Annotated in this window: 22 protein-coding genes; 12 read left to right on the top strand and 10 right to left on the bottom strand. The window is 72.0% G+C overall.

All coding sequences use genetic code 11. The features are described 5' to 3' along the window. Positions 1–7 precede the first annotated feature (7 nt). Positions 8–463, bottom strand: coding sequence for a pyridoxamine 5'-phosphate oxidase family protein (locus ACZ6X9_RS28020; RefSeq protein WP_469780781.1), 456 nt, complete (start codon positions 461–463; stop codon positions 8–10). Between the two features lie 128 nt (positions 464–591). Then, the gene (locus ACZ6X9_RS28015; RefSeq protein WP_469780780.1) at positions 592–1,251 is read right to left on the bottom strand and encodes a response regulator; all 660 of its coding nucleotides are present in this window, start codon (positions 1,249–1,251) and stop codon (positions 592–594) included. 371 nt (positions 1,252–1,622) lie between these two features. Between ACZ6X9_RS28015 and pdhA the strand changes: the two genes are divergently transcribed. From pdhA to ACZ6X9_RS27985, 6 genes are all read left to right on the top strand, one after another. Beyond that, positions 1,623–2,774, top strand: a complete 1,152-nt coding sequence (gene pdhA, locus ACZ6X9_RS28010) for a pyruvate dehydrogenase (acetyl-transferring) E1 component subunit alpha (RefSeq protein WP_469780779.1) — start codon at positions 1,623–1,625, stop codon at positions 2,772–2,774. Continuing rightward, complete coding sequence (locus ACZ6X9_RS28005; protein WP_469780778.1) at positions 2,774–3,754, top strand: alpha-ketoacid dehydrogenase subunit beta; 981 nt, start codon at positions 2,774–2,776, stop codon at positions 3,752–3,754. The genes pdhA and ACZ6X9_RS28005 overlap by 1 nt, the downstream gene beginning before the upstream one ends. A 21-nt stretch (positions 3,755–3,775) precedes the next feature. Beyond that, positions 3,776–5,290, top strand: coding sequence for a dihydrolipoamide acetyltransferase family protein (locus ACZ6X9_RS28000; protein WP_469780777.1), 1,515 nt, complete (start codon positions 3,776–3,778; stop codon positions 5,288–5,290). Between the two features lie 280 nt (positions 5,291–5,570). Further along, positions 5,571–6,401, top strand: coding sequence for a helix-turn-helix transcriptional regulator (locus ACZ6X9_RS27995; RefSeq protein WP_469780776.1), 831 nt, complete (start codon positions 5,571–5,573; stop codon positions 6,399–6,401). Positions 6,402–6,598: 197 nt separating this feature from the next. Further along, positions 6,599–7,297 (top strand): GntR family transcriptional regulator, encoded by a 699-nt coding sequence (locus ACZ6X9_RS27990; RefSeq protein ID WP_469780775.1) that lies wholly within the window; start codon positions 6,599–6,601, stop codon positions 7,295–7,297. Beyond that, positions 7,294–8,595 carry an MFS transporter gene (locus tag ACZ6X9_RS27985; RefSeq protein WP_469780774.1) on the top strand — a complete coding sequence of 434 codons (1,302 nt, stop codon included), beginning with the start codon at positions 7,294–7,296 and terminating at the stop codon, positions 8,593–8,595. The genes ACZ6X9_RS27990 and ACZ6X9_RS27985 overlap by 4 nt, the downstream gene beginning before the upstream one ends. A 176-nt stretch (positions 8,596–8,771) precedes the next feature. Here ACZ6X9_RS27985 and ACZ6X9_RS27980 read toward each other — a convergent pair whose 3' ends face one another. Then, a complete protein-coding gene (locus ACZ6X9_RS27980) occupies positions 8,772–9,701 on the bottom strand; it encodes an NADP-dependent oxidoreductase (RefSeq protein WP_469780773.1) in 930 nt (309 codons plus the stop codon). Between the two features lie 41 nt (positions 9,702–9,742). Between ACZ6X9_RS27980 and ACZ6X9_RS27975 the strand changes: the two genes are divergently transcribed. After that, positions 9,743–10,378, top strand: coding sequence for a TetR/AcrR family transcriptional regulator (locus ACZ6X9_RS27975; protein WP_469780772.1), 636 nt, complete (start codon positions 9,743–9,745; stop codon positions 10,376–10,378). Positions 10,379–10,475: 97 nt separating this feature from the next. Here ACZ6X9_RS27975 and ACZ6X9_RS27970 read toward each other — a convergent pair whose 3' ends face one another. Next, a complete protein-coding gene (locus ACZ6X9_RS27970; protein ID WP_469780771.1) occupies positions 10,476–11,306 on the bottom strand; it encodes a maleylpyruvate isomerase family mycothiol-dependent enzyme in 831 nt (276 codons plus the stop codon). Positions 11,307–11,445: 139 nt separating this feature from the next. On the opposite strand from ACZ6X9_RS27970, the gene ACZ6X9_RS27965 reads away from it, so the two are divergent. Further along, positions 11,446–12,225 carry a carbon-nitrogen family hydrolase gene (locus ACZ6X9_RS27965; RefSeq protein ID WP_469780770.1) on the top strand — a complete coding sequence of 260 codons (780 nt, stop codon included), beginning with the start codon at positions 11,446–11,448 and terminating at the stop codon, positions 12,223–12,225. A gap of 126 nt (positions 12,226–12,351) precedes the next feature. Here the strand turns inward: ACZ6X9_RS27965 and ACZ6X9_RS27960 are convergent, their stop codons facing one another. Then, positions 12,352–13,458, bottom strand: coding sequence for a helix-turn-helix domain-containing protein (locus tag ACZ6X9_RS27960; protein ID WP_469780769.1), 1,107 nt, complete (start codon positions 13,456–13,458; stop codon positions 12,352–12,354). Positions 13,459–13,841: 383 nt separating this feature from the next. On the opposite strand from ACZ6X9_RS27960, the gene ACZ6X9_RS27955 reads away from it, so the two are divergent. The 3 genes from ACZ6X9_RS27955 (at position 13,842) to ACZ6X9_RS27945 (ending at position 16,489) form a co-directional block, all read left to right on the top strand. Then, the gene (locus ACZ6X9_RS27955; protein ID WP_469780768.1) at positions 13,842–14,057 is read left to right on the top strand and encodes a hypothetical protein; all 216 of its coding nucleotides are present in this window, start codon (positions 13,842–13,844) and stop codon (positions 14,055–14,057) included. A 261-nt stretch (positions 14,058–14,318) separates the two neighbouring features. After that, a complete protein-coding gene (locus ACZ6X9_RS27950; protein ID WP_469780767.1) occupies positions 14,319–14,570 on the top strand; it encodes a hypothetical protein in 252 nt (83 codons plus the stop codon). A 53-nt stretch (positions 14,571–14,623) separates the two neighbouring features. Then, positions 14,624–16,489: an NHL domain-containing thioredoxin family protein gene (locus ACZ6X9_RS27945; RefSeq protein WP_469780766.1), complete on the top strand. Its 1,866-nt coding sequence runs from the start codon at positions 14,624–14,626 to the stop codon at positions 16,487–16,489. A gap of 31 nt (positions 16,490–16,520) precedes the next feature. Here ACZ6X9_RS27945 and ACZ6X9_RS27940 read toward each other — a convergent pair whose 3' ends face one another. From ACZ6X9_RS27940 to ACZ6X9_RS27925, 4 genes are all read right to left on the bottom strand, one after another. Then, the gene (locus tag ACZ6X9_RS27940; RefSeq protein WP_469780765.1) at positions 16,521–16,745 is read right to left on the bottom strand and encodes a DUF6458 family protein; all 225 of its coding nucleotides are present in this window, start codon (positions 16,743–16,745) and stop codon (positions 16,521–16,523) included. Between the two features lie 192 nt (positions 16,746–16,937). Further along, on the bottom strand, positions 16,938–17,549 hold the full coding sequence (locus tag ACZ6X9_RS27935; protein WP_469780764.1) for a DUF4232 domain-containing protein: 612 nt from the start codon (positions 17,547–17,549) through the stop codon (positions 16,938–16,940). Between the two features lie 91 nt (positions 17,550–17,640). After that, the gene (locus ACZ6X9_RS27930) at positions 17,641–18,930 is read right to left on the bottom strand and encodes a M18 family aminopeptidase (RefSeq protein ID WP_469780763.1); all 1,290 of its coding nucleotides are present in this window, start codon (positions 18,928–18,930) and stop codon (positions 17,641–17,643) included. Between the two features lie 212 nt (positions 18,931–19,142). Next, on the bottom strand, positions 19,143–20,969 hold the full coding sequence (locus tag ACZ6X9_RS27925; protein ID WP_469780847.1) for an acyl-CoA dehydrogenase: 1,827 nt from the start codon (positions 20,967–20,969) through the stop codon (positions 19,143–19,145). 142 nt (positions 20,970–21,111) lie between these two features. Here ACZ6X9_RS27925 and ACZ6X9_RS27920 point away from each other — a divergent pair, with 142 nt between their 5' ends. Continuing rightward, positions 21,112–21,564, top strand: a complete 453-nt coding sequence (locus tag ACZ6X9_RS27920; protein ID WP_004940035.1) for an SseB family protein — start codon at positions 21,112–21,114, stop codon at positions 21,562–21,564. A 143-nt stretch (positions 21,565–21,707) separates the two neighbouring features. Here the strand turns inward: ACZ6X9_RS27920 and ACZ6X9_RS27915 are convergent, their stop codons facing one another. Next, positions 21,708–22,661, bottom strand: a complete 954-nt coding sequence (locus ACZ6X9_RS27915) for a trypsin-like serine peptidase (RefSeq protein ID WP_469780762.1) — start codon at positions 22,659–22,661, stop codon at positions 21,708–21,710. Positions 22,662–22,703 lie beyond the last annotated feature (42 nt).

Genomic DNA, 22,703 nt, shown 5'->3' with positions numbered 1-22,703 from the left:
TGTTAGTTCACGACGAGTGTGCGACCTGTCGCGCGGGTACGCCTTCGAGGTGGTGCAGGGTGATGAACTGCGGTTCTATGCACAGGTATTCGGGGAGGAAGGGGGCGTTGTCCGCCGCCCGCGGCGCCGGTCCGAAGCGCAGCAGTTCCGCGGGCCCGGGGGTGAAACGCCGCGCGGTGCCGACGAATTGGACGTGCCAGACGTTCTCGTCACCCTCTTCCCGCCCGCCGAAGTTGTCGGCGTTGTACGCGATGACGCTGCCGTCGCAGGCCCGGCTGTAGCCGTAACCGCCGTGCAGTCGCACCAGCACCCGTCCGTCGGACACGATGTGCCGGGTGGTGATGACGAACGGGAGCGCGCGCAGGGTCACCGAGAGGTGCCCATAGGGGGCGCGTCCGAGCAGCTCGAGTGCTCGGTGTTCGTCTGTGGCCGGCGGGGCGGCCGGCGGTACCGGTGCGGGCATGCGCCTTACTCTGCACCGTCACGTCCGGTGTACGTAGAGCCACCCGCCCCGTCGCGGCCGGGACGTTGGTCCCTAAACGGGCACCCGTACGGGACCCCGGGTGGACCGTGTCGCCGGCCCCGCTCCCCTCAGCGCCTCTCCGCCTGCAGACGCGCGACGTAGGCCGCGGCCTGCGAACGCCGTTCCATCCCCAGCTTGGAGAGCAGGCTGGAAACGTAATTCTTGATGGTCTTCTCCGCGAGGTGCAGCCGCTCGCCGATCACGCGGTTCGTCAGCCCCTCCCCGATCAGGTCGAGGATCCGCCGTTCCTGTTCCGTCAGCGAGGCCAGCCGGTCGTCGCCGCGCGGGCTCTTGCCGTCGCGCAGCCGCTCCAGTACCCGGGCGGTCGCCACGGGGTCGAGCAGGGATTTGCCGGCCGCCACGTCCCGGACGGCGGACAGCAGCTCATTGCCGCGAATCGCCTTCAGTACATATCCCGAGGCCCCGGCCATGATCGCGTCGAATAGCGCCTCGTCGTCGGCGAACGACGTGAGCATCAGGCACTTGATTCCCGGGTCGTGCGAACGGATCTCACGGCAGACCTCGACCCCGCTGCCATCCGGAAGGCGAACGTCCAGAACGGCGACGTCGGGCCGGGTGGCGGGAATGCGCACCAGCGCGTCCGCGGCGGTACCGGCCTCTCCGACGACCTCGATGTCCTCGTCCGTCGCGAGCATCTCGTGAACGCCACGCCGCACGACTTCGTGGTCGTCGAGCAGAAATACCGTGATTTTTCCTTGTTCGCGCACAGTGTCAGTCTCACACATCGAGTCTTCCCCTGCTCTTGTCCTCCGGGATAACGTGCCGTCGTTCCGGCGGTAACCCTGCTTCGGCGGGGGCGGCCCGCAACGCTGTGACCAGTGCTTTGTCGGCCCTTTCTCGATTTACTTGGAAATCCAAGCAAAATCGCAGGTCAGAGAGGGTTTCGCAGGAATGCGGGGTACTGGGTAACGTGCATATTGCAGGCCATTCGGCGGGACACCTGTCACGCCCGGTTCGGCCTCGGCACACCCACCCCGTGTGCCGTCGGGAAGCGGGCGAGCATCCCCCAGCCCCACGGCGGGGGGGACCCCCTACGGCCACCGGCGACCCCGGGGGCCGGACAGACGGAGGAGCACACGTGACCGTGGACAGCACCGCCGCGCGCAAGCCGCGGGGCGGCAAACGCGCCGGAGCGAAGAAGCCGGCCGCCGGGGCGGGCGAGCCGGAGCTCGTACAGTTGCTGACGCCCGAGGGCGAGCGGGTCGAGCACCCGGACTACGCCATCGACGTGTCGCCCGAGGAACTGCGCGGCCTGTACCGCGACATGGTGCTGACCCGCCGCTTCGACGCCGAGGCGACCACCCTCCAGCGCCAGGGCGAACTGGGTCTGTGGGCCTCCCTGCTGGGCCAGGAGGCCGCCCAGATCGGTTCCGGCCGGGCCACCCGCGACGACGACTACGTCTTCCCGACCTACCGCGAGCACGGTGTCGCCTGGTGCCGGGGCGTGGACCCGACCAACCTCCTGGGGATGTTCCGCGGCGTCAACAACGGCGGCTGGGACCCCAACGAGAACAACTTCCACCTCTACACGATCGTCATCGGCTCGCAGGCGCTGCACGCCACCGGTTACGCCATGGGCATCACCAAGGACGGCGCCGACTCCGCCGTCGTCGCCTACTTCGGCGACGGTGCGACCAGCCAGGGCGACGTCGCCGAGGCGTTCACCTTCGCCGCCGTCTACAACGCCCCCGTGGTCTTCTTCTGCCAGAACAACCAGTGGGCCATCTCCGAGCCCACCGAGAAGCAGACCCGCGTGCCCCTCTACCGCCGCGCCCAGGGCTACGGCTTCCCGGGCGTCCGCGTCGACGGCAACGACGTGCTGGCCTGCCTCGCCGTCACCCGGGCGGCGCTGGAGCGCGCCCGCACCGGCCAGGGCCCCACCTTCGTCGAGGCGTTCACCTACCGGATGGGCGCCCACACCACCTCCGACGACCCCACCCGCTACCGGCGGGACGAGGAGCGGGAGCTGTGGGAGGCCAAGGACCCGATCCTCCGCCTCCGTCGCCACCTGGAGCGCGAGGGCCTCGCCGACGACGAGTTCTTCGCCGCCCTGGAGACCGAGAGCGACGCGCTGGCCAAGCGCGTCCGCGACACCGTGCGCACCATGCCCGACCCGGAGAGCACGGCCATCTTCGAGAACATCTACGCGGACGGCCACGCGCTGGTCGACGAGGAACGCGAACAATTCATCGCCTACCAGGCTTCGTTCGCCGACGAGGAGAGCAAGTAATGGCCACCGAGAAGCTCTCCATCGTCAAGGCGATCAACGCCTCCCTGCGCACCGCCCTGGAGAACGACCCCAAGGTCCTCGTCATGGGCGAGGACGTGGGCAAGCTCGGCGGCGTCTTCCGTGTCACCGACGGGCTGCAGAAGGACTTCGGCGAGGACCGGGTCATCGACACCCCGCTCGCCGAGTCCGGCATCGTCGGCACGGCCATCGGCCTGGCCCTGCGCGGTTACCGGCCGGTCGTGGAGATCCAGTTCGACGGGTTCGTATTCCCGGCGTACGACCAGATCGTCACCCAGCTCGCCAAGATGCACGCCCGCGCGCTCGGCAAGATCAAGCTGCCGGTCGTCGTACGGATCCCCTACGGGGGCGCCATCGGGGCCGTGGAGCACCACAGCGAGTCCCCGGAGTCACTGTTCGCGCACGTCGCCGGTCTGAAGATCGTCTCGCCGTCGAACGCGTCCGACGCGTACTGGATGCTCCAGCAGGCCATCCAGAGCGACGACCCGGTCATCTACTTCGAGCCCAAGCGCCGCTACCACGACCGGTCCGAGGTCGACAAGGAGGCGATCCCGGGCCCGCTGCACACCGCCCGTACGGTGCGCCAGGGCACGGACCTGACGCTGGTCGCCTACGGGCCCATGGTCAAGACCTGTCTGGAGGCGGCCGCGGCCGCCGCCGAGGAGGGCAGGAACCTGGAGGTGCTCGACCTGCGCTCGGTCTCCCCGATCGACTTCGACGCCATCCAGGCGTCCGTGGAGCGCACCCGCCGGCTCGTCGTCGTGCACGAGGCCCCGGTCTTCTTCGGCTCGGGTGCCGAGATCGCGGCCCGGATCACCGAGCGCTGCTTCTACCACCTGGAGGCCCCTGTCCTGCGGGTCGGCGGCTACCACGCCCCCTACCCCCCGTCGCGGCTGGAGGACGAGTACCTTCCGGGACTGGACCGGGTGCTCGACGCCGTAGACCGCGCGCTTGCGTACTGAGGGCTGAGGAGAGTCGTGACGATGACTGCGAGCACAGCGAGCGACCAGCGCTTCCGCGAGTTCAAGATGCCCGACGTGGGCGAGGGCCTCACCGAGGCCGAGATCCTCAAGTGGTACGTGGCGGTGGGGGACACCGTCTCCGACGGCCAGGTGGTCTGTGAGGTCGAGACGGCCAAGGCCGCCGTCGAACTGCCCATCCCCTTCGACGGCGTGGTGCACGAGCTGCGCTTCGAGGAGGGCGTGACGGTCGACGTCGGCACGGCGATCATCTCGGTCGACACCCGGCCGGGGGACGGTCCCGCCGCCCCCGCCGGCGTGATCGACCCGACCGTCGCCGGCGCCCCGGCCGAGCCCGCCGCGCACGCCGAGACGGCCGCCGCGCCGGAGGGCGAGGGCCAGGGGCAGGGCCGGCAGGCCGTCCTGGTGGGGTACGGCGCCGCGCCGTCGTCCACCAAGCGGCGGCCCCGCAAGGCGGCCCGTCCGGAGGCGCCGGCGGTCGGCGCGGCCGTCCAGGCGGAGCTGAACGGGCACGCGGCACCCGCTGCCGTCCCCGAGCCCTCCGCGGCCCCTGCCGTCACCGCCACCCCTGCGGTCACCGGTGCCCCCGCCGTCGCGGGCAGCGCCCGTCCGCTGGCCAAGCCGCCCGTCCGCAAGCTGGCCAAGGACCTGGGCATCGACCTCGCGTCCGTCAGCCCGAGCGGCCCGGACGGGATCGTGACCCGCGAGGACGTCCACGCCGCCCACCAGGCGAGCGTCGCCCCGCCGGTTCCCGAGCCGGCCGCCGCCGTTCCGGGCGTCGCCGCCCCGGCCGAGTCCTCCGCCGGGGTGTGGGCCGCGCGGGAGACCCGGATCCCGGTCAAGGGCGTCCGCAAGGCGACCGCGCAGGCGATGGTGGCCAGTGCCTTCACCGCGCCGCACGTCACGGAGTTCGTCACCGTCGACGTCACCCGCACGATGAAGCTCGTGCAGCGGCTGAAGGACGACCCGGACATGGCCGGGCTGCGGGTCAACCCGCTGCTGCTGGTGGCCAAGGCGTTCCTGGTGGCCATCCGGCGGAACCCGGACATCAACGCGTCCTGGGACGAGGAGAACCAGGAGATCGTCCGCAAGGACTACGTCAACCTGGGCATCGCCGCGGCGACGCCGCGCGGGCTGATCGTGCCCAACATCAAGGAGGCGCAGGCGAAGACGCTCCCCGAGCTGTCGCGGGCGCTCTCCGACCTGGTGAGCACGGCGCGCGAGGGGAAGACCAGCCCGGCGGACATGTCCGGCGGCACGGTCACCATCACCAACGTCGGCGTGTTCGGCGTGGACACCGGGACGCCCATCCTCAACCCGGGCGAGGCCGCGATCCTGGCCTTCGGCGCGATCAAGCTCCAGCCCTGGGTGCACAAGGGCAAGGTCAAGCCCCGGCACGTGACGACGCTGGCGCTCTCCTTCGACCACCGCCTGGTGGACGGGGAGCTGGGCTCGCGGGTGCTCGCCGACATCGCGGCCGTCCTGGAGCACCCGAAGCGGCTGCTGACCTGGGGCTGACGGGGAGCGGTCCCCGGGGCGGGCGGCGGCTGCCACGCCGCTGTCCGTACCGGGGACCGGCCTTCGTGCGGTTTCCGCCGCCCGGCATGACGGAGGGCCCGGACGCGCCTACTCCTCACCCCCCTCCAGTGAGGAGCGGGCGGCGTCCGGGCCCTCCGTTCATGGCAGAGCGGCCTGGAGCCATTCCGACGGCAGGGTGGAATGGCCCGTGTAGGGCAATTTACTTAAGATTGACCGACACTTGCAGTGTCGGAACGGGCGTCGGGACAGGAGGCTCCCTTTGGCGGGCGCGCATGGGGACGGGGGTGTTCCGGACCCCGCGGGGGACGGGGAGTCCATCAGCCGTCTGCTCCGGGCCTGGCGGGCCCGGGTCGACGCGCGGACCGTTCCCGAGCTGCGCCGCGTCCAGCCCCGGCCGGGCCGCCTGCTGTCGCAGCGGCACGTCGCCCGGCTCACCGGGGTGAGCGAGGGCTGGTACCGCGCCCTGGAGGCCGGCCGCCGCCAGGACTTCTCCGAAAGCTTTCTGCTCCGGGTCGCCGCCGCGCTGCGGCTGAGCGACGCCGAGACGCTGACACTCTTCCTCGCCGTCTGCGGCCGCCGCCCGCCTGGTTCACCGTGCCCGCCCGGCGAACTCCCGCAGGGCGTCCGGGACCTGCTCGTCCAGCAGACGACGTACCCCGCCTACCTCTCCGACACCGCCTGGAACGTCGTCGCCTCCAACCGTCTGATGGGCGAGTGGTTCCCCTGGGTGCTCCGGCCGGGGGCCAACCTCATGCGGTGGGCCCTGCTGCACCCCGAGGCCCGCGAGCAGATGCTCGACTGGGAGGACAACTGCGCCCGCGCCTACCTCGCCATGCTCCGCGTCGCCGCCAACAGCAACCCGGGCGACGCCGAACTGCGGGCCCTCGTCCGCGAGGTCCTGGAATCCGACGCGGACTGCCGCCGCATCTGGGCCGAGGAACACGACGTCGTCGAGCACCGCGACGGCCACTTCTTCCGGCTCCGGCTGCCGTACCACGACTACGCCGAAATCCGGGTGGCCAGCCATGTGCTGCTGCCGATACAGCGTCCGGACCTGCGCTTCGTCTTCATCACCCCGGTGCCGGACTGAACCATTCCGGCAGCGGACCGGGCGCGGTCCCGGACAGGCCCCCGAACGGTCCCGAACGGTCCCGAACGGTCCCGAACGGCCCCGGGCGCGGTCCCGCCGTAACCGGCCGGACCGGCTCCGCCGCGGTACGTACCACGTCCCGTCCGGATCGCGGACATGCCCTCACCAGGCATCTGTCTTGTATCTATGCTGTGTGCATGCCTCCCACCCCCGCCGTGTCCCTGACGTCCTCCTCCCCCGCGACGCCCGCGACGACCCCGGGGCGGCCGGCCGCGGCCGACCGCGTCTACGCCCACGTCAAGGACGGCGTCCTGCACCGGCGGTACGCCGGGGGGACGCTCCTCACGGAGGGCGGGCTGGCGGAGGCCGTAGGGGTGTCCCGGACGCCCGTCCGCGAGGCACTGCTGCGGCTGGAGGGTGAGGGGCTGCTCAAGCTGTACCCGAAGAAGGGGGCGCTCGTGCTGGCCGTGTCCGCCCAGGAGATCGCGGACGTGGTGGAGACCCGGCTGCTGGTGGAGAAGCACGCGGCGGCCAAGGCCGTCCCCGCGCCGCCGGCCCTCGTCACCCGGTTGGAGGAACTGCTCGCGGACATGCGCCGGCAGGCCGCCGAGGGCGACCTGGCCGCCGTCTCGGTCAGCGACCGCGCCTTCCACGCGGAGATCGTCCGCAACGCCGGCAACCAGATCCTGTCCCGCCTCTACGACCAGTTGCGCGACCGCCAGCTCCGGATGGGCGTCGCCGCGATGCACGCCCACCCGGACCGCATCGCCAAGAACATCGCCGAGCACGCCGAGATCCTGGAGGCCCTGCGGGCCGGGGACGCGCCGGCGGCCATCGCCGTCGTCGACCGGCACGTCAGTTGGGTCCGCACGCTCGCCCAGGGGAACGACCGATGACCGCCCCCTGTCCCGGCCTGCCCGGGGACCCGCCGGGCGGCCGGCGGGCGGCGGCGGTCTGGGGCGTCGGGGTCGGCGTCTACTTCGTCGCCATCGTCTTCCGCACCAGCCTCGGCGTGGCCGGCATCGACGCGGCCGAGCGGTTCCACATCAACGCCTCGGCCCTGTCGACGTTCTCCATACTCCAACTGCTCGTCTACGCGGGCATGCAGATACCCGTCGGCCTGCTGGTCGACCGCATGGGCACCAAGAAGGTGCTCGCCCTCGGCACCGTCCTGTTCACCGCGGGACAGCTCTGCTTCGCGCTCTCCCACTCCTACGGGACGGCCCTGACCGCCCGCGCCCTCCTCGGCTGCGGCGACGCGATGACGTTCATCAGCGTCCTGCGACTCGGCGCCCGCTGGTTCCCCGCCCGGCACGGGCCGATGGTCGCCCAGGTGGCCGCCCTGTTCGGGATGGCGGGCAACCTCGTCTCGACCCTCGTCCTCGCCCCGCTGCTGCACTCCCGCGGCTGGACCACGACGTTCGGCGGCAGCGCGGCGGCCGGTGTCGTCGTCCTCGTCGTGCTCCTGGTCTTCCTCCGGGACCACCCGGAGGGGTACGAACCGGAGCCCGCCGGACACCCGGCCGCCGGCTACGTCCGGCAGCAGATCACCCGCGCCTGGCGGGAGCCCGGCACCCGGCTGGGCATGTGGGTGCACTTCACCACCCAGTTCCCGGCCATCGTCTTCCTGCTGCTCTGGGGCATGCCCTTCCTCGTCGAGGCGGAGGGGCTGGACCGGGGGACCGCGGGCCGGCTGCTCACCCTCGTCGTCCTGGTGAACATGGCCGTCGGCCTGGTCTACGGCCAGATCGTCGCCCGGCACCACGCGGCCCGGCTGCCGCTCGTCCTCGGCACCATCAGCGCCACCGCGCTGCTCTGGGCGGCCACCCTGACCTGGCCGGGACCGCACGCCCCGATGGGGCTGCTGATCGCCCTCTGCGCGACGCTCGGCGCCTGCGGCCCGGCCTCCATGATCGGCTTCGATTTCGCCCGGCCCGCCAACCCGCCGGAGCGGCAGGGCACGGCGTCCGGCATCGTCAACATGGGCGGCTTCACCGCGTCCATCACCACCCTGCTGGCCATCGGCGTCATCCTCGACGCCACCGGGGACGACTACCGGACCGCCTTCGCCACCCTCTTCGCCGTCCAGGCGGTGGGCCTGACGCAGATCCTGCGGCTGCGCGAACGGGCCCGGCGGCGGGAGCGCGAACGGGTGGTCGCGTCGCGGGTGGAGACGGTGCACGTACCGGTGTGACGCGGGTGGGGCGGCGGCGCCCGGCGTCGGCCCCCCAGGGAGCCGCCCAGTGCCGCCCTGTGCCGCGCCGGCCACGTGTGCCCGGTGAACGCCTGGTGGCCCGCCGCCCCGGGCCCCTGCCCGGGTGGCGCGTCACCGCGACAGGGCGAACGCTGCCCCGCCGCCGCACCAGGGCGTCAGGGGATGAGCACGATCTTTCCCCTGGCGTGGCCGGTCTCGCTCAACCGGTGGGCCGCGGCCGCGTCGTCGAGGCCGAAGACGGCCGCGACCGGCACGGTGAAGCGGCCCTGACCGGCGAGGGCGGCGGCCACGGCGAGCCCCCCGACCGCCGGCGGGTCCGCCCCCGGGCCGGCCGAGCGTGTGTGGTGGACTCCGTACTCCGCGGCGTTCATGTCGGCGATGGTCACCACCCGGTCCGGGCTTCCGGCGAGGTCCACCAGATCGGGCAGCGAGCCGGAACCGGCGCAGTCCAGGACGGCGTCGACGCCGTCCGGTGCCAGGGCGGCGACCCGCTCGACCAGCCCGGGCCCGTAGGTGGTCGGCGTCGCCCCCAGCCCCGCGACGAACCGGTGGTTGTGCGCGCCGGCCGTCCCGATGACGGTCGCGCCGCGGGCCGCCGCGAGCTGCACGGCGACCGTGCCGACCCCACCGGCCGCGCCCTCGATCAGCAAGGTGGTACCGGCGCCGGCCTTCAGCCGGTCGAGGGCCCGCGTGGCGGTCTCGACGTTCCCGGCCGCGCCGCCCGCCCGCTCCCAGCCCAGCGCGCCCGGCTTCGGCGCCCAGGCCGCCAGGACGGCGTACTCGGCGTTCGCACCGCCCAGTTCCGCGACGTCGACGATGCCGAAGACCTCGTCGCCCGGCCGGACTCCGGTCACCCCCGGCCCGACCTCGTCGACCACACCCGCGGCGTCCATGCCGAGCACGTGGGGCAGGCGCAGCGGCACCACGTCGCGGAACCGGCCCGAACGGAGGCGGCAGTCGGCGGGAGTGAGGCCCGAGGCCCGTACGCTCACCCGGATCCGGCCCGGTCCCGCGTGTGGTTCCGGTACGTCGGCGACTTCCAGGACGCTTGGGGGGCCGTATTCGGAGAACATCAGTGCTCGCATGGCGACGGACGCTAACGGAACACCCCGTCCGTATAACTAAAGTGAGAGCGGTGGCCGCCCCTTTGTCTCACTCCCCGCGCTCCGACGCCCGGGACAACCGCGAGCGCATCCTCGCCGTGGCCCGTACGACCTTCGCCGAGCGGGGACCGGACGTGGCGATGCGCGAGATCGCACGGCGCGCCGAGGTCGGACCCGCCACCCTCTACCGGCACTTTCCGACCAAGGAGGCGCTGGTCACCGAGGCCTTCCGCGAGCAGATGACGGCGTGCACGGCCATCGTCGACGAAGGACTGGCCGATCCCGACCCATGGCGCGGCTTCCGCCTGGTGATCGAGACGGTATGTGAAATGCAGGCGCGGGACCGGGGGTTCACCGCGGCGTTCGTCTCGGCGTTCCCCCACGCGATCGACTTCGCCGCCGACCGGGAGCGGGCCCTGGGCAAGGTCGCCGAACTCGCCCGCCGGGCCAAGGCGAGTGGCGAACTGCGACCGGACTTCGTCCCGGACGACCTGATCATGGTGCTCATGGCCAACGGCGGCATCCGGACCGCCTCGCCGGCCGCCGCGGTGACCGCCTCACGGCGCTTCGCCGCGCTGCTGATCCAGGGCATGCGGGCCGACCCGGCCGGCCCGCCGCTGCCACCGCCGGTCCGGCCGCCGCCGGCGGGAGCGGCATAGCGCCGCATCAGGCGGCGGGCACCCCCGCCGGGCATTCACCCGGGGAAGCCCATCCGGACTCACACCGAAGTCACCCGCGAGGCACCTACGGAGTCACCTACGGAGTCACGGCGAAAGCCCGCAGGATCGCCTCCGCCAGCCGCCGGTCGCCCTCCATCGTGACCCGGTCCGCCACCCCTTCCGGCCGTACCCGCCCGCAGGCGAGCCGGAGGTACGTCTCCCAGTCCATGGCGAGCGTCACCGCGGGCCCGAGCGACACGCTGGAGTCGAGCGTGCCCTGCCCCGCCGCGTCGACCCGGACGGTCCGCAGGAACTCCACCGGACCGTGGACGTCCACCACCACCGCGCTGCCCGGCGGCGCCCCCGCCTCCTTGGCCACCACCCTGGGCAGCCCGGCGAGCAGGATGTCCCGGGCCAGCGGCGCGGCCGGCGCGTCCAGGTTGCCCGGTGCGCCCAGGGCGCGCCGCAGGTCCTGCTCGTGCACCCACACGTCGAAGGCCCGCAGCCGCAACTGCTGTTCGAGCGGCCGATCGGGGCCGCTGCCGAGCGGCCAGCGGACCGGGGCGTGCGGAGGCCGCGTCTCGTTGCGCAACTGCCGCGACCGCCGGATGATCGTCAACTCCAGTTCGGAGGTCATCTCCAGGGCCGTGTGACAGCGCCGCACGTCGACCTGGACCTCCACGTAGCGCGAGAACTCGTCGGTGACGTGGAAGAGGTCGCGCGGCAGGGTGTGGATCGGCCGTGGCTCGCCCAGCATCTCGCTCTCCACCCCGATGACATGCGAGACGACGTCCCGCACCGACCAGCCCGGGCAGTCCGTGGGCCGGTTCCAGTCACCCTCTGCCAGTGGTTTCACCAACTCGTTGATCGCTTCGATGGAATGGGTCCAGGCGTCGATGGCGGGCTGCAGGCTGGGGTGGACGGTCACGTGATCCCTCGTGCGGTGCGTGCGTTCGGCGGCATGGGTACGGGGCAAGTGCTGTCTGGGTCTCACCAGTTAAGTTACGCTGCGCACGAGCAGCACGGCAGAGGTTTCCCGGGCCGAGAGTGGTGGTAGCGGTGGTAGTGTGCGCGTCTCGCTGATCCAGCTCGCCGTGGACCCGGCGGAGACCACGGAGGCCCGCCGCGAGCGCGCGGCCGGTCTCATCCGCGCCCAGCACGGCCGTGACCTGGTCGTCCTTCCCGAGCTCTGGACCGTCGGCGCCTTCGCGTTCGACTCCTTCGCCGCCGGCGCCGAGCCCGTGCACGGCCCCACCGCGGCGGCGATGTCGGCCGCCGCGCGGGACGCCGGCGTCTGGCTGCACGCGGGCTCGATCGTCGAACGGGCCGAGGACGGCGCCCTGTTCAACACCTCCCTCCTCTTCGCCCCCGACGGCACCCTCACCCGCACCTACCGCAAGATCCACCTCTTCGGCTTCGACCAGGGCGAGGCCGTCCTGCTGAGCGCGGGCCACGACATCGTCACCGCCCCCCTCCCGGACACCGTCCTCGGCCTCGCCACCTGCTACGACCTCCGCTTCCCCGAACTCTTCCGCGCCCAGATCGACGCCGGCGCCCAGACCCTCGTCATCCCCGCCGGCTGGCCCGAACGCCGCCGCCCCCACTGGTCCCTCCTCACCCGCGCCCGCGCCGTCGAAAACCAGGCGTACGTCCTCGCCTGCGGCACGGCCGGCACCCACGCGGGCGTGCCGCAGGCGGGCCACAGCCTCGTCGTCGACCCCTGGGGCGAGACCCTCGCCGAGGCGGGCCCGGACGAGCAGATCCTCACCGCCGACCTGGACATGACCCGGGTCACCCGCACCCGCGAGGAGTTCCCGGCCCTGCGGAACCGGGTGCTGGGGCGGTAGCGGGCCCGCGCTGCGGGGGCGGGCCGACGGGATGCGGACCGTCGACCACAGGTCGCGGGGAGCCGCTCACCGGTCCCCGCGCGACGGACCATGTCCCCGAACGAGGAGCTCGCCCAGCGACGGACGTCACGCCTGTTCGATCTCCGCCATGAGCAGCCGCAGCGTCAAGGAGTGCTTCTCCGGCGGCAGGGCCTCCAGGGCCGCCCGGGCGTAGGAAGCCCCGCCTGAGGGATCCCCGGACCGCGCGAGCATGAGTCCTCGGTGCATCTCGAGGTGGGTGGCGAACCGGGGGAGTTCCGCGGGGAGTTCCCGGCGTGCCGCTTCCTGAGCCTCCACGGCTCCCCGTTCGTCTCCCAGACGGGCCAGAAGAAGAGACAGGAATACGTTCATACGCCACCAGGGCACGGCGTAATCGCTGGTCTGCTCATGTGATCCCGCCGTGTCGAAGATGCGCCGGCCCCGGTCCGCCAAGCTGAGTGCCGTTGCCCGGTCCCCTCGGATCGCCGCCGCGTGCGCCTTGCCCATGACAGCGTTGAGGAGACCGAGCGAAGGCCGGTCCGATACCGCCATGGCCTGGTCGGCCAGTATGTCGGCGACTCCGAGGGACGCGCCCTCGTACCCCAAGGCGATGGCGGCACGCCCCCGGACCCAGACCCGGGAGTCGTCGTCACCCGACCGGTCCGCTGCCTCCGCTGCCATGCGGTACCACTGAACCGTCCTGGTCCCGTCGGAGCCGGGGAAGGTCTTGGCGTAGAGCGTCATGAGCCGCGCGGCCACGGCCCACATCCTCGGACGGTCCAACTGCTGCTGCAACGCGACCAGTGCGCCGGCCACCCGCCGTTGCACGTCCGCCGCGCCCAGGCTCATGTAGTCCGCACCGTAGGTGCCCAGCCTGCTTTCCCACTCCTCGACGGTGGGCCCGCCCCGCAGCCTGGCTGCGAATCCGGTACTCAACAAGTCAGCGGCCACGACCGGGGCTACGGCGGTGGCCGCCGCATCGGACAGGAACGTACGACGATTCATTTCGCCTTCAAGAACCGCCAGGGGAACGTCCAGGACGGCCGACAGACAGCGGAGGTAGAACGCTCCGGGGGTCACCTTGGAACGCTCCCAACGGCTGACGTACTCCCGGCTCAAGGTCGTCCCGAAGATGTCGTTGACCTCGTCCGCCAGTCGCCCCTGGGACCATCCGCGCGCCTCGCGCAGATCCCTGATCAAAGCCCCGATGGTCATAGGCCCATCTTGCCCCTACGAATGCCCACGGCCGAGCCAAAAGCCCCGGTTCGACCGCGACTTGCCCCCACCCATGCCCCTATACGACCGGCGCTCGGGGCGGGATCTTGAGGGACCGGAAGCAGGACCGCATCCCGGCGAGGGGTGGGGGCGTGAACCACCCGAAGAGGCGGGCCGCCATGACCAAGCTGCATTCGATCACCCGAGGGGGCGTCACGTGACGCACATGTCCATCGGAAGCGCCTTCGTCCCGAACCCATACACACCGTGCCGCGAGTGCACCCGACTGGCAAACGCCCGGTACGCCGCTCAGCGGGCCGGTGACTGGGCGCGCGCCGAGCGGCTTCGCCGTTCCGGATGGGCGCACGCGGAGGTGGCGCACCGTGGTTGACGGATGGCTCCCCCAGCCGCTTGAGCTGATCGTGGACACCGATCGCGACCGCATCGGCAAAGTGGTCGGCTGGGACGGCGGCACGGGCCGGATCACCCTGCGGCCCGTGGAAGACGGACGGACCTGGCAGCCGGTGCGATACCGCCGCGCCACCCCAACCGACAAGCTTCGCGCTCGCGTGATCGAGCTGAACCGGGAGCCACGATGAGGGCATTCTGCGAAGCGTGCGAGTGGTGGGACGACCTGATTCAGCGCACGCGAGCTCTGCTCGGTCGGTCTCGCACCCGAGAGGAGGACGCGAAACTGCGCGCGTGCCTGGCACAGTACGCCGCCGGGCGGGACACCCACCTGCGGGACACCCACGGGATGCAGCGATGACACCGGCCGACATTCCCCTCACGAGGCACCGTGCGGCGGCATTCCCGCGACCTCGCGTCCGCAGAGGACGGCGAAGGGAAGGAAGTAGGGGGTGATCCACGGCGAGCACCAGGCGGAAGACCTGCGGCGCGACCACGGTTTCGTGCGCATCGGGCGCGCCAAGGACGGCAACGCCGTGATCAGGCGGAAGGGCGATCGCCGGACCGTCGTGCCGCTCCGGTGGCTCAGCAGTGACGCCGTGGACACCATCAAGGTCCAGCCCGGGATCGGTCTCGTCCGAGTGCGGGCGGCGAGGCCCGCGCGTACTCCCGCCCGGGCCGCGCGGGCAGGGCCGTCCGTCTGACCCGGTCAGGTGTTCGTGATCGTGCGTTCACACACGAATGGCACCCTTGAACCATGAACGATGCCGCCCCCGCCCCCCGCCGCCCCCGTGTCCGCGCCCCCGAGCTCGTCGGTGGGGGCGGCTGGCTGAACACCGGAGGGGAGGAGCTGTCCCTGGCCGCGCTGCGCGGCCGGATCGTGATTCTCGATTTCTGGACGTTCTGCTGTGTGAACTGCCTGCACGTCCTGGACGAGCTCCGGGAGCTGGAGGAGAAGCACCGGGACACCACGGTGATCATCGGGGTGCACTCCCCGAAGTTCGTGCACGAGGCCGAGCACCAGGCCGTGGTCGACGCCGTCGAGCGGTACGGGGTCCACCACCCCGTAGTGGACGACCCGGAGCTCGCCACCTGGAAGCAGTACGCCGTCCGCGCCTGGCCCACGCTGGTCGTCATCGACCCCGAGGGGTACGTGGTGGCGCAGCACGCGGGTGAGGGGCACGCGCATGCCCTGGAGGCGCTGGTCGGCGAGCTGGAGGCGGAGCACGAGGCGAAGGGGACGCTGCGGCGTGGGGACACCCCCTATGTGGCGCCGGAGCCGGTCGCGGGCGGGCTGCGGTTCCCGGGGAAGGCCCTGGCGCTGCCCGGGGGCACGTACCTGGTGTCGGACACCACCCGGCACCAGCTCGTCGAGCTCGCCGCGGACGGCGAGACCGTCGTCCGCCGGATCGGGACGGGCGAGCGGGGGTTCGGTGACAGCCCGGCGCGGTTCAGCGAGCCGCAGGGGCTCGCGCTGCTGCCGGACGGCCGGGTGGCCGTCGCGGACACCGTCAACCACGCGCTGCGTGTGTACGACCCGGAGACCCACGAGGTCGGCACGCTGGCCGGTACCGGCCGTCAGTGGTGGCAGGGGTCGGCCACCGACGGTCCGGCGCGCGAGGTCGACCTGTCGTCGCCGTGGGACCTGGCCTGGTTCGCGGACCGGCTCTGGATCGCCATGGCCGGCGTCCACCAACTGTGGAGTTACGACCCGGTCGCCGGCACCGTGGGGGTCGCGGCCGGCACCACCAACGAGGGCCTGGTGGACGGGCCCGCGGCGGAGGCGTGGTTCGCCCAGCCGTCCGGTCTGGCCGCCGCCGGCGACCGGCTCTGGGTCGCCGACTCGGAGACGTCCGCGCTGCGTTACGTCGAACGCGCCGAGGACGGAGACGGGGACGAGGGCGGGAGCGAGGGCGGGGGCGGTTTCGTCGTCCGTACCGCCGTCGGCACCGGCCTGTTCGACTTCGGGCACCGGGACGGCGACGCCGCGCAGGCCCTCTTCCAGCACCCGCTGGGCGTCACCGCGCTGCCCGACGGCTCGGTGGCCGTCGCGGACACCTACAACCACGCGCTCCGCCGCTACGATCCCGCGACCGGACAGGTCACGACCCTGGCGACCGATCTGCGCGAGCCGTCCGACGCGGTCCTCGACGGTGACGACATCGTCGTCGTGGAGTCGGCCCGGCACCGGCTGACGCGGCTGCGGCTGCCGGAGGAGGCGGTACGGGTCGAGTCCGTGGCGCACCGCACCCGGCGGGAGGCGACCGAGGTCGCCCCCGGCGAACTGCTGCTCGACGTCGTCTTCCAGGCGCCCGCGGGCCAGAAGCTGGACACCCGCTACGGGCCGTCGACCCGGCTGCTGGTCAGCGCCACGCCGCCGGAACTGCTCGCCGAGGGCGCCGGCGCGGGCACCGACCTCGCCCGCCGCGTCGTTCTCGCGGACGGGATCGGGGAGGGCGTGCTGCATGTCTCGGCGATGGCCGCGTCGTGTGACGACGACCCTGCCAACGAGTACCCCGCCTGCCATGTACACCAGCAGGACTGGGGCGTTCCGGTCCGGGTCGTCCCCGGCGGCGCGGACCGGCTGCCGCTGGTCCTGGCCGGGTTCGACGCGGACGCCTGATCCCGGTTCCAGGGCGCAGCGGCCACGGGGTTCAGCGGACGAACCGGTGGTCCTCCTCGACCACCGGGGCCGCGGGCGGCGGCGGCTGGGTGCGGCGGCGCTTGAAGATGGCGACGTACGCGTTGAGCCCGATGAGGCCGGCGGCCATGAGGATCAGGCCGGCGAGGGTGAGGTTGACGCCTTGCATGTGCCAGTCGACTGCGAAGGTGAGGATCGCGCCGGTGGCGATGAGACCGATGCACCATCCCATGCCCATGGCATGACTCCTTCCGGGTGGGGTCGGTCGTTCATCGACGCGCCTACCCCCGGTCCGGAGGGGGATGTGCCCCGCCCCCGCCCTTTCACCGTTTCGTGCGAAGGCGGGTCCCCGGGTTTGTGCGAGGGCGGGTCCCCGGGCCCCGCGACAACCGCCTGTCGGGCCCCGGGGGAGGAACCGGGGCCCGACGCCTCACTTGCCGAGTGCCGCGCCCTCGTCCGCCACCCAGTACGTCGTCCGCACGGAATCGTCGATCCGCAGCTTCCCGCCGGGCAGGGCGGTCCGGACCTCGCCGCCCTCCACCGGATCCCCGTTCGCGGCCTGGAGCGAGACGGACAGCTCCTTGGCCTCCCGCGCCGACCCCCCGTCGGACGACGTGGGCCGGATCCCCGCGTACGCCGCCTTCCCGGCCCCCAGCCGTACCGGCTCCTTCGGCTTGCCGGCCGCGTCCACGTCGGCGGTCGCCTGGTCCTTGTCGAAGCGCAGGAACGGGAAACCGTACGCGGTGCACTCCTTCTTCGCCGTGGCGACCAGCAGCAGCGCGCCGGCCGGCTTCTTCGCGGGCCGGGCCTCGATGGTCACGTCGGACGGGGCGCAGGCGTCGCCCTTCTTGGCACCCTTGGCCGCGCTGTCCTCCCCCGCCGCACCGGGCGCATCGGACGCCGTCGGCGCGGAACGGTCGCCCTTGCCCTCCCCGTTCCCGTCGCTCTTGCCGTCGCCGCCGCCCCCGCCGCAGGCGGTGAGCGTCAGGGCGGCCGCGGCGGTGAACGCGACGGCGGTGGTGCGCAGGAGGCGGTGGGTCATGGGTTCCCCCGGGTGGGATGTCGGTGGATCGAAGGTGCGGCGCGCTCATCCCGCCCGTGGGAAGCGCCGGTCGGCGACGTCCGACGGAGTGTCAGCCGGCCAGGAAGGCGGCGAGCACCGAGGCGAGCAGATACGGGTCCTCCGCGCCGCAGAGTTCACGTGCGGAGTGCATGGAGAGGATAGCGATGCCGATGTCGACGGTGGTGATGCCGTGCCGCGCGGCCGTGATCGGGCCGATGGTGGCGCCGCAGGGCACCGAGTTGTTGGAGACGAAGTGCTGCCAGGGCACACCGGCCCGTTCGCACGCCTCCGTGAACACGGCCCGGCCGCCGCCGTCCGTGGCGTAGCGCTGGTTGACGTTGGTCTTCAGGATCGGGCCGCCGTTGGCCACCGGGTGGTGGCCGGGCTCGTGCCGCTCCGCGTAGTTGGGGTGCACCGCGTGGCCGGTGTCGGAGGAGAAGCAGACGGTGCCGGCGAAGGCGCGCGCCCGGTCCTCGTACGACCCGCCGCGTGCGAACACCGAGCGTTCCAGGACGTTTCCGAGCAGCGGGCCCTCGGCGCCGGTGTCGGACTGGCTGCCGTTCTCCTCGTGGTCGAAGGCGGCGAGGACGGGGATGTACGGCAGGGACTCGGAGGTCACGGCGGCGGCCAGGGCGGCGGTGCCGGCGTGCACGGAGACCAGGTTGTCCATCCGGGGCCCGGCGAGGAGTTCGCGGTCGCGGCCGAGGTAGGCGGGCGGCTCGACGCTGTGCGTCATCAGGTCCCAGCCGGTGATCTCGTCGGCGTCGACGCCCGCCTCCCCGGCGACGAAGCGGATCAGGTCGCCTTCGCGGACGTCGCCCAGGCCCCACAGCGGCGTCATGTGGCGCTGTCTGTCCAGCGTCAGACCGTCGTTGACGGAGCGGTCCAGGTGGATGGCGAGCTGGGGGACGCGCATCAGCGCGCGGTCCACGTGGACGAGCCGGTGTTCGCCGCCGCGCAGGGTGATCCGTCCGGAGAGGCCCAGGTCGCGGTCGAGCCAGGTGTTGAGGAGCGTGCCGCCGTAGATCTCCACGGCGATCTGGCGCCAGCCGTGCGCACCGGTGTCGGGCAGCGGCTTGACGCGCAGGTTGGGGGAGTCGGTGTGCGCGCCGACGATGCGGAAGGGGGTGGCGGCCGTCGCGCCCTCGGGCACGTACCAGGCGATGATCGCACCGCCGCGGAGGACGAACTTGCCGCCCGCCGACGCGTCCCACGCGTCCGTCTCCGCGAGCTGCCGGAAACCCGCCTTCTCCAGCTTGGCCGCGGCGTTGGCCACCGCGTGGTACGGCGAGGGGCTCGCCGCCAGGAAGGACATGAGGTCGTCGGTGTGGCCGCGGTCGAAGCGGTGCGCAGTGCTCATGGCCTCAGGATAAGGAGCGGGGCAAGGGGCGTGCGGGGCGCCGGCGGGGGCGCGTCTCGGGGGTGTGAAGCCTGCTCGGGGCGCCTCAAAGGGGGAAGAAGCGCGCTGGGGGCGCCCCTTACGGATAACAGGCCCGCCGCAGTCGCCCCCCTACGGGCACGAGGCCCACTCCCTTACGGGAGCGGGCCTCGCACACCGGCGGACCGGGGTCGTCAGAACGCGGCCTCGTCCAGCTCCATCAGCGACTGGTCGACGTTCTCGGCGAGCTTGCGCTCGACGGACACGCCGGGCAGCACGTTCGCGGCGAAGAACTTCGCGGCGGCGATCTTGCCGGTGTAGAACGCCTTGTCCTTGGCGGAGGCGGTCGGCAGCTTCTCCGCCGCCACGGCCGCGCCGCGGAGGAGGAGGTAGCCGACGACGACGTCACCGGAGGCCATCAGCAGGCGGGTGGTGTTGAGGCCGACCTTGTAGATGGACTTGACGTCCTTCTCGGTGGCGGCGAGGTCGGTCAGCATGGTGCCGACGATGGCCTCCAGCTCCCCGGCGGCCTTGGCGAGCTGCTCGCGGGCGGCGGCCAGCTCCTCGCCGCCGGCGGCCTCGGCGAGGAACTTCTTGATCTCCTCGGAGAGGGTGGTCAGCGCCTGGCCCTGGTCGCGGACGATCTTCCGGAAGAAGAAGTCCTGGCCCTGGATGGCGGTGGTGCCCTCGTACAGGGTGTCGATCTTGGCGTCGCGGATGTACTGCTCGATCGGGTACTCCTGGAGGTACCCGGAGCCGCCGAACGTCTGGAGCGACTGCGCGAGCTGCTCGTACGACTTCTCGGAGCCGTAGCCCTTGACGATCGGCAGCAGCAGGTCGTTGAGGCCGTTCAGCGCCTTGGTGTCCTCGCCCGCGGCCTCCTTGACCATGATCTCGTCCTGGACGGCGGCCGTGTGGAGGACGAGGGCACGCATGCCCTCCGCGTACGCCTTCTGCGTCATCAGCGCGCGGCGCACGTCCGGGTGGTGCGTGATGGTGACCTTGGGGGCCGTCTTGTCCATGAAGTTGGCCAGGTCGGGGCCCTGCACGCGCTCCTTGGCGTACTCCAGGGCGTTGAGGTAGCCCGTGGAGAGGGTGGCGATGGCCTTCGTGCCGACCATCATCCGCGCGAACTCGATGATCATGAACATCTGGCGGATGCCGTCGTGCTTCTCGCCGACGAGCCAGCCCTTGGCGGGGTGCTTGTCGCCGAAGGTCATCTCGCAGGTGTTGGAGGCCTTGAGGCCCATCTTGTGCTCGACGTTGGTGGCGTAGACACCGTTGCGGGCGCCGAGCTCACCGGTCTCGAAGTCGAACTCGTACTTCGGGACGAGGAAGAGCGACAGGCCCTTGGTGCCCGGGCCGGCGCCCTCGGGGCGCGCGAGGACGTAGTGGAGGATGTTCTCCGCCATGTCGTGCTCACCCGAGGTGATGAACCGCTTCACGCCCTCGATGTGCCAGGAGCCGTCCTCCTGCCGCACGGCCTTGGTGCGGCCGGCGCCCACGTCCGAACCGGCGTCCGGCTCGGTGAGGACCATGGTCGAGCCCCACTGCTTCTCGACCGCGATCTTCGCGATGTGCTTCTGCTGCTCGGTGCCCTCGGCGTACAGGACGCCGGCGAAGGCCGGGCCGGACGAGTACATCCAGACGGCGGGGTTGGAGCCGAGGATCGTCTCCGCGAAGCCCCACAGGAGGCTGCGCGGCGCGACGGTGCCGCCGATCTCCTCCGGGATGCCGAGACGCCACCACTCGGCGTCCATGTACGCCTGGTAGCTCTTCTTGAAGGTGTCCGGGATCGGGGCGGTGTTCGTCTCGGGGTCGAAGACCGGCGGGTTCCGGTCGGTGTCGGCGTAGGAGGCGGCCAGCTCGTTCTCCGAGAGGCGCGCGATCTCCGACAGGATGTCCTTGGCGGTCTCGACGTCCATCTCCGCGAACGGGCCGGTGCCGTACAGCTTGTCGCGGCCGAGCACCTCGAAGAGGTTGAACTCGATGTCGCGGAGATTCGACTTGTAGTGGCCCATGACAACGGCTCCGTAAGGGGTGACGGGAGGGCGTTCCTCGTGCTTACCGAGTGCGTACCGATCGGTAATCTGCATGATGCTACCCACCGGTAATAAGAAGCAACCCCTGTTGGGCCAACTGTGACTGGTTACGCTTTGGCCCATGTACGGCTACGACCAGAACGTGGGACAACAGGGCTACGCGCCGCCGCAGCAGCCCGGCGGCTACGGCGAGCAGCCGCTCTACCCCGAGCCGTCGCCGCCGTCGCTCGCCGACGCGGTACGGGCCTTCACCACCGGCTCGATGTCCGCCGAGGACTTCCAGGTGATCTTCGCCAACTCCAAGGTCTACTGCCCCCGCGGCGACAACCCCGGCTTCCTCGCCCTGCACAACACCCAGCACCCGGTGATCCCGATGTTCACCTCGCTGAAGGAGCTGCGGCGCTACGCGGGCAAGGAGTCGAAGTACTTCGTGATCACCGGGGCGGAGGTGATCGACCTGCTGCCGACGGGGTACGGGTTCGTGCTCGACATGGAGGGGGATCACCGGATGGTGTTCGACGCGAAGGCGGTCGAGCAGATGGTGGACTTCGCGATGCGGCGGATGTACGGGTAGGGGTTCGCCCCGGTCTCTCCCCTTCGCCGTTTCCCGGGGCTGCGCCCCAGCCCCCTGTCGCGGCCCCGCCGCTCGTCCTCAAACGCCGGGCGGGCTGATTCCGCAGCCCGCCCGGCGCCTGAGGACGAGCGCGCGGAGCGCGGTCACCCGGCGGTCGCCCGCCGGTACAGCCGCTCCACCGCGTCCCCGAAGTACGAGCTGTACGACACCTCGTCGTCGCCGCCCTCGTCCTTGCCGCCCAGGACGCCCACCACCGTCCCCAGCCCCGACGCCGCGTCCACGTCCGTGAGCAACGGACTCCCGCTCGTCCCCCCGGGCAGCCCCGCGCAGGCGAACCGCACCTGCGAAGCGCTCTCCCGCCGCACCACGCTCTGGCACGCCAGCGGCCGCTCCCCCTCTCCGGGGTAGCCGAGGACCCGGGCGGGCCGGTCCACCGCCGGGTGGAAGGCGATTCGCTCGGCGCCCGTCACGTCCTCCACGCGTACGTCGGTGCCCACCTGCCGTACCCGCAGGAACGCGACGTCGTGGTCCTCGTCCCGGTTCTTCATCCACTCGGGGTCGACGTCGATCGACGTGGGGACCCAGACGCCGTACGGCGCCTCGCCGTCGTGGTAGCCGGGGGCGAAGGCGATGTCGGTGCGGAAGCCGTCGGTGTACACGCAGTGCGCGGCGGTGACCAGCAGATCGCCCTTGGGGCTGTGGACGACGCCGGCGGTGCAGCCGTGGGCGGGTTCGTCCTGGTCGGTGTAGAAGAGCGGGCCGACCGCCGGGGAGGGGTGCGCGGGGGCCGCCTCCAGGGGCCGGGAGGGCGGCAGCGGGTCGGTGCGCGCCCCGCGGTCCGCCGCCCGGTCCGGCCGGCGGTCCGCCCGCCGCGGTACTCCGGGCTCGGTCCGCACGGCGGAGGCCATCGCGTCCGCGGCCTCGTCCCCCACTCCCTCCGGCTCCGCGTAGTGGCCGGAGGACTCGCCTTCGGCCAGGGGACCGTCGATGGCCACGCCCCGGGTCGCCACCAGCACGCCGAGCAGGGCCAGGGCCAGCACGGTGGCGAAGAGGACGGTGTACCCGGCCTTGCCGGGGCCGGCGGATCTGGCACGCATTGATCGATTGTCCCAGGAGACCGGCGGGGAACAGCCGCTCCT

This window comes from Streptomyces sp. NPDC052910 (genome assembly GCF_055585605.1).
Note: the sequence above shows the minus strand (reverse complement) of the source record. Positions and strands in the feature narration are given on the sequence as shown.

What these genes read in the sequence shown, in the direction of transcription:
- ACZ6X9_RS27980 (WP_469780773.1), bottom strand. Translation starts at nt 9,701, where the DNA reads ATGCGAGCACTGATGTTCTCCGAATACGGCCCCCCAAGCGTCCTGGAA.
- ACZ6X9_RS28000 (WP_469780777.1), top strand. Translation starts at nt 3,776, where the DNA reads ATGACTGCGAGCACAGCGAGCGACCAGCGCTTCCGCGAGTTCAAGATG.
- ACZ6X9_RS27940 (WP_469780765.1), bottom strand. Translation starts at nt 16,745, where the DNA reads ATGGGCATGGGATGGTGCATCGGTCTCATCGCCACCGGCGCGATCCTC.
- ACZ6X9_RS27945 (WP_469780766.1), top strand. Translation starts at nt 14,624, where the DNA reads ATGAACGATGCCGCCCCCGCCCCCCGCCGCCCCCGTGTCCGCGCCCCC.
- ACZ6X9_RS28020 (WP_469780781.1), bottom strand. Translation starts at nt 463, where the DNA reads ATGCCCGCACCGGTACCGCCGGCCGCCCCGCCGGCCACAGACGAACAC.
- ACZ6X9_RS27930 (WP_469780763.1), bottom strand. Translation starts at nt 18,930, where the DNA reads ATGAGCACTGCGCACCGCTTCGACCGCGGCCACACCGACGACCTCATG.
- ACZ6X9_RS27985 (WP_469780774.1), top strand. Translation starts at nt 7,294, where the DNA reads ATGACCGCCCCCTGTCCCGGCCTGCCCGGGGACCCGCCGGGCGGCCGG.
- ACZ6X9_RS27925 (WP_469780847.1), bottom strand. Translation starts at nt 20,969, where the DNA reads ATGGGCCACTACAAGTCGAATCTCCGCGACATCGAGTTCAACCTCTTC.
- ACZ6X9_RS27935 (WP_469780764.1), bottom strand. Translation starts at nt 17,549, where the DNA reads ATGACCCACCGCCTCCTGCGCACCACCGCCGTCGCGTTCACCGCCGCG.
- ACZ6X9_RS27915 (WP_469780762.1), bottom strand. Translation starts at nt 22,661, where the DNA reads ATGCGTGCCAGATCCGCCGGCCCCGGCAAGGCCGGGTACACCGTCCTC.
- ACZ6X9_RS27960 (WP_469780769.1), bottom strand. Translation starts at nt 13,458, where the DNA reads ATGACCATCGGGGCTTTGATCAGGGATCTGCGCGAGGCGCGCGGATGG.
- ACZ6X9_RS27920 (WP_004940035.1), top strand. Translation starts at nt 21,112, where the DNA reads ATGTACGGCTACGACCAGAACGTGGGACAACAGGGCTACGCGCCGCCG.
- ACZ6X9_RS28005 (WP_469780778.1), top strand. Translation starts at nt 2,774, where the DNA reads ATGGCCACCGAGAAGCTCTCCATCGTCAAGGCGATCAACGCCTCCCTG.
- ACZ6X9_RS27990 (WP_469780775.1), top strand. Translation starts at nt 6,599, where the DNA reads ATGCCTCCCACCCCCGCCGTGTCCCTGACGTCCTCCTCCCCCGCGACG.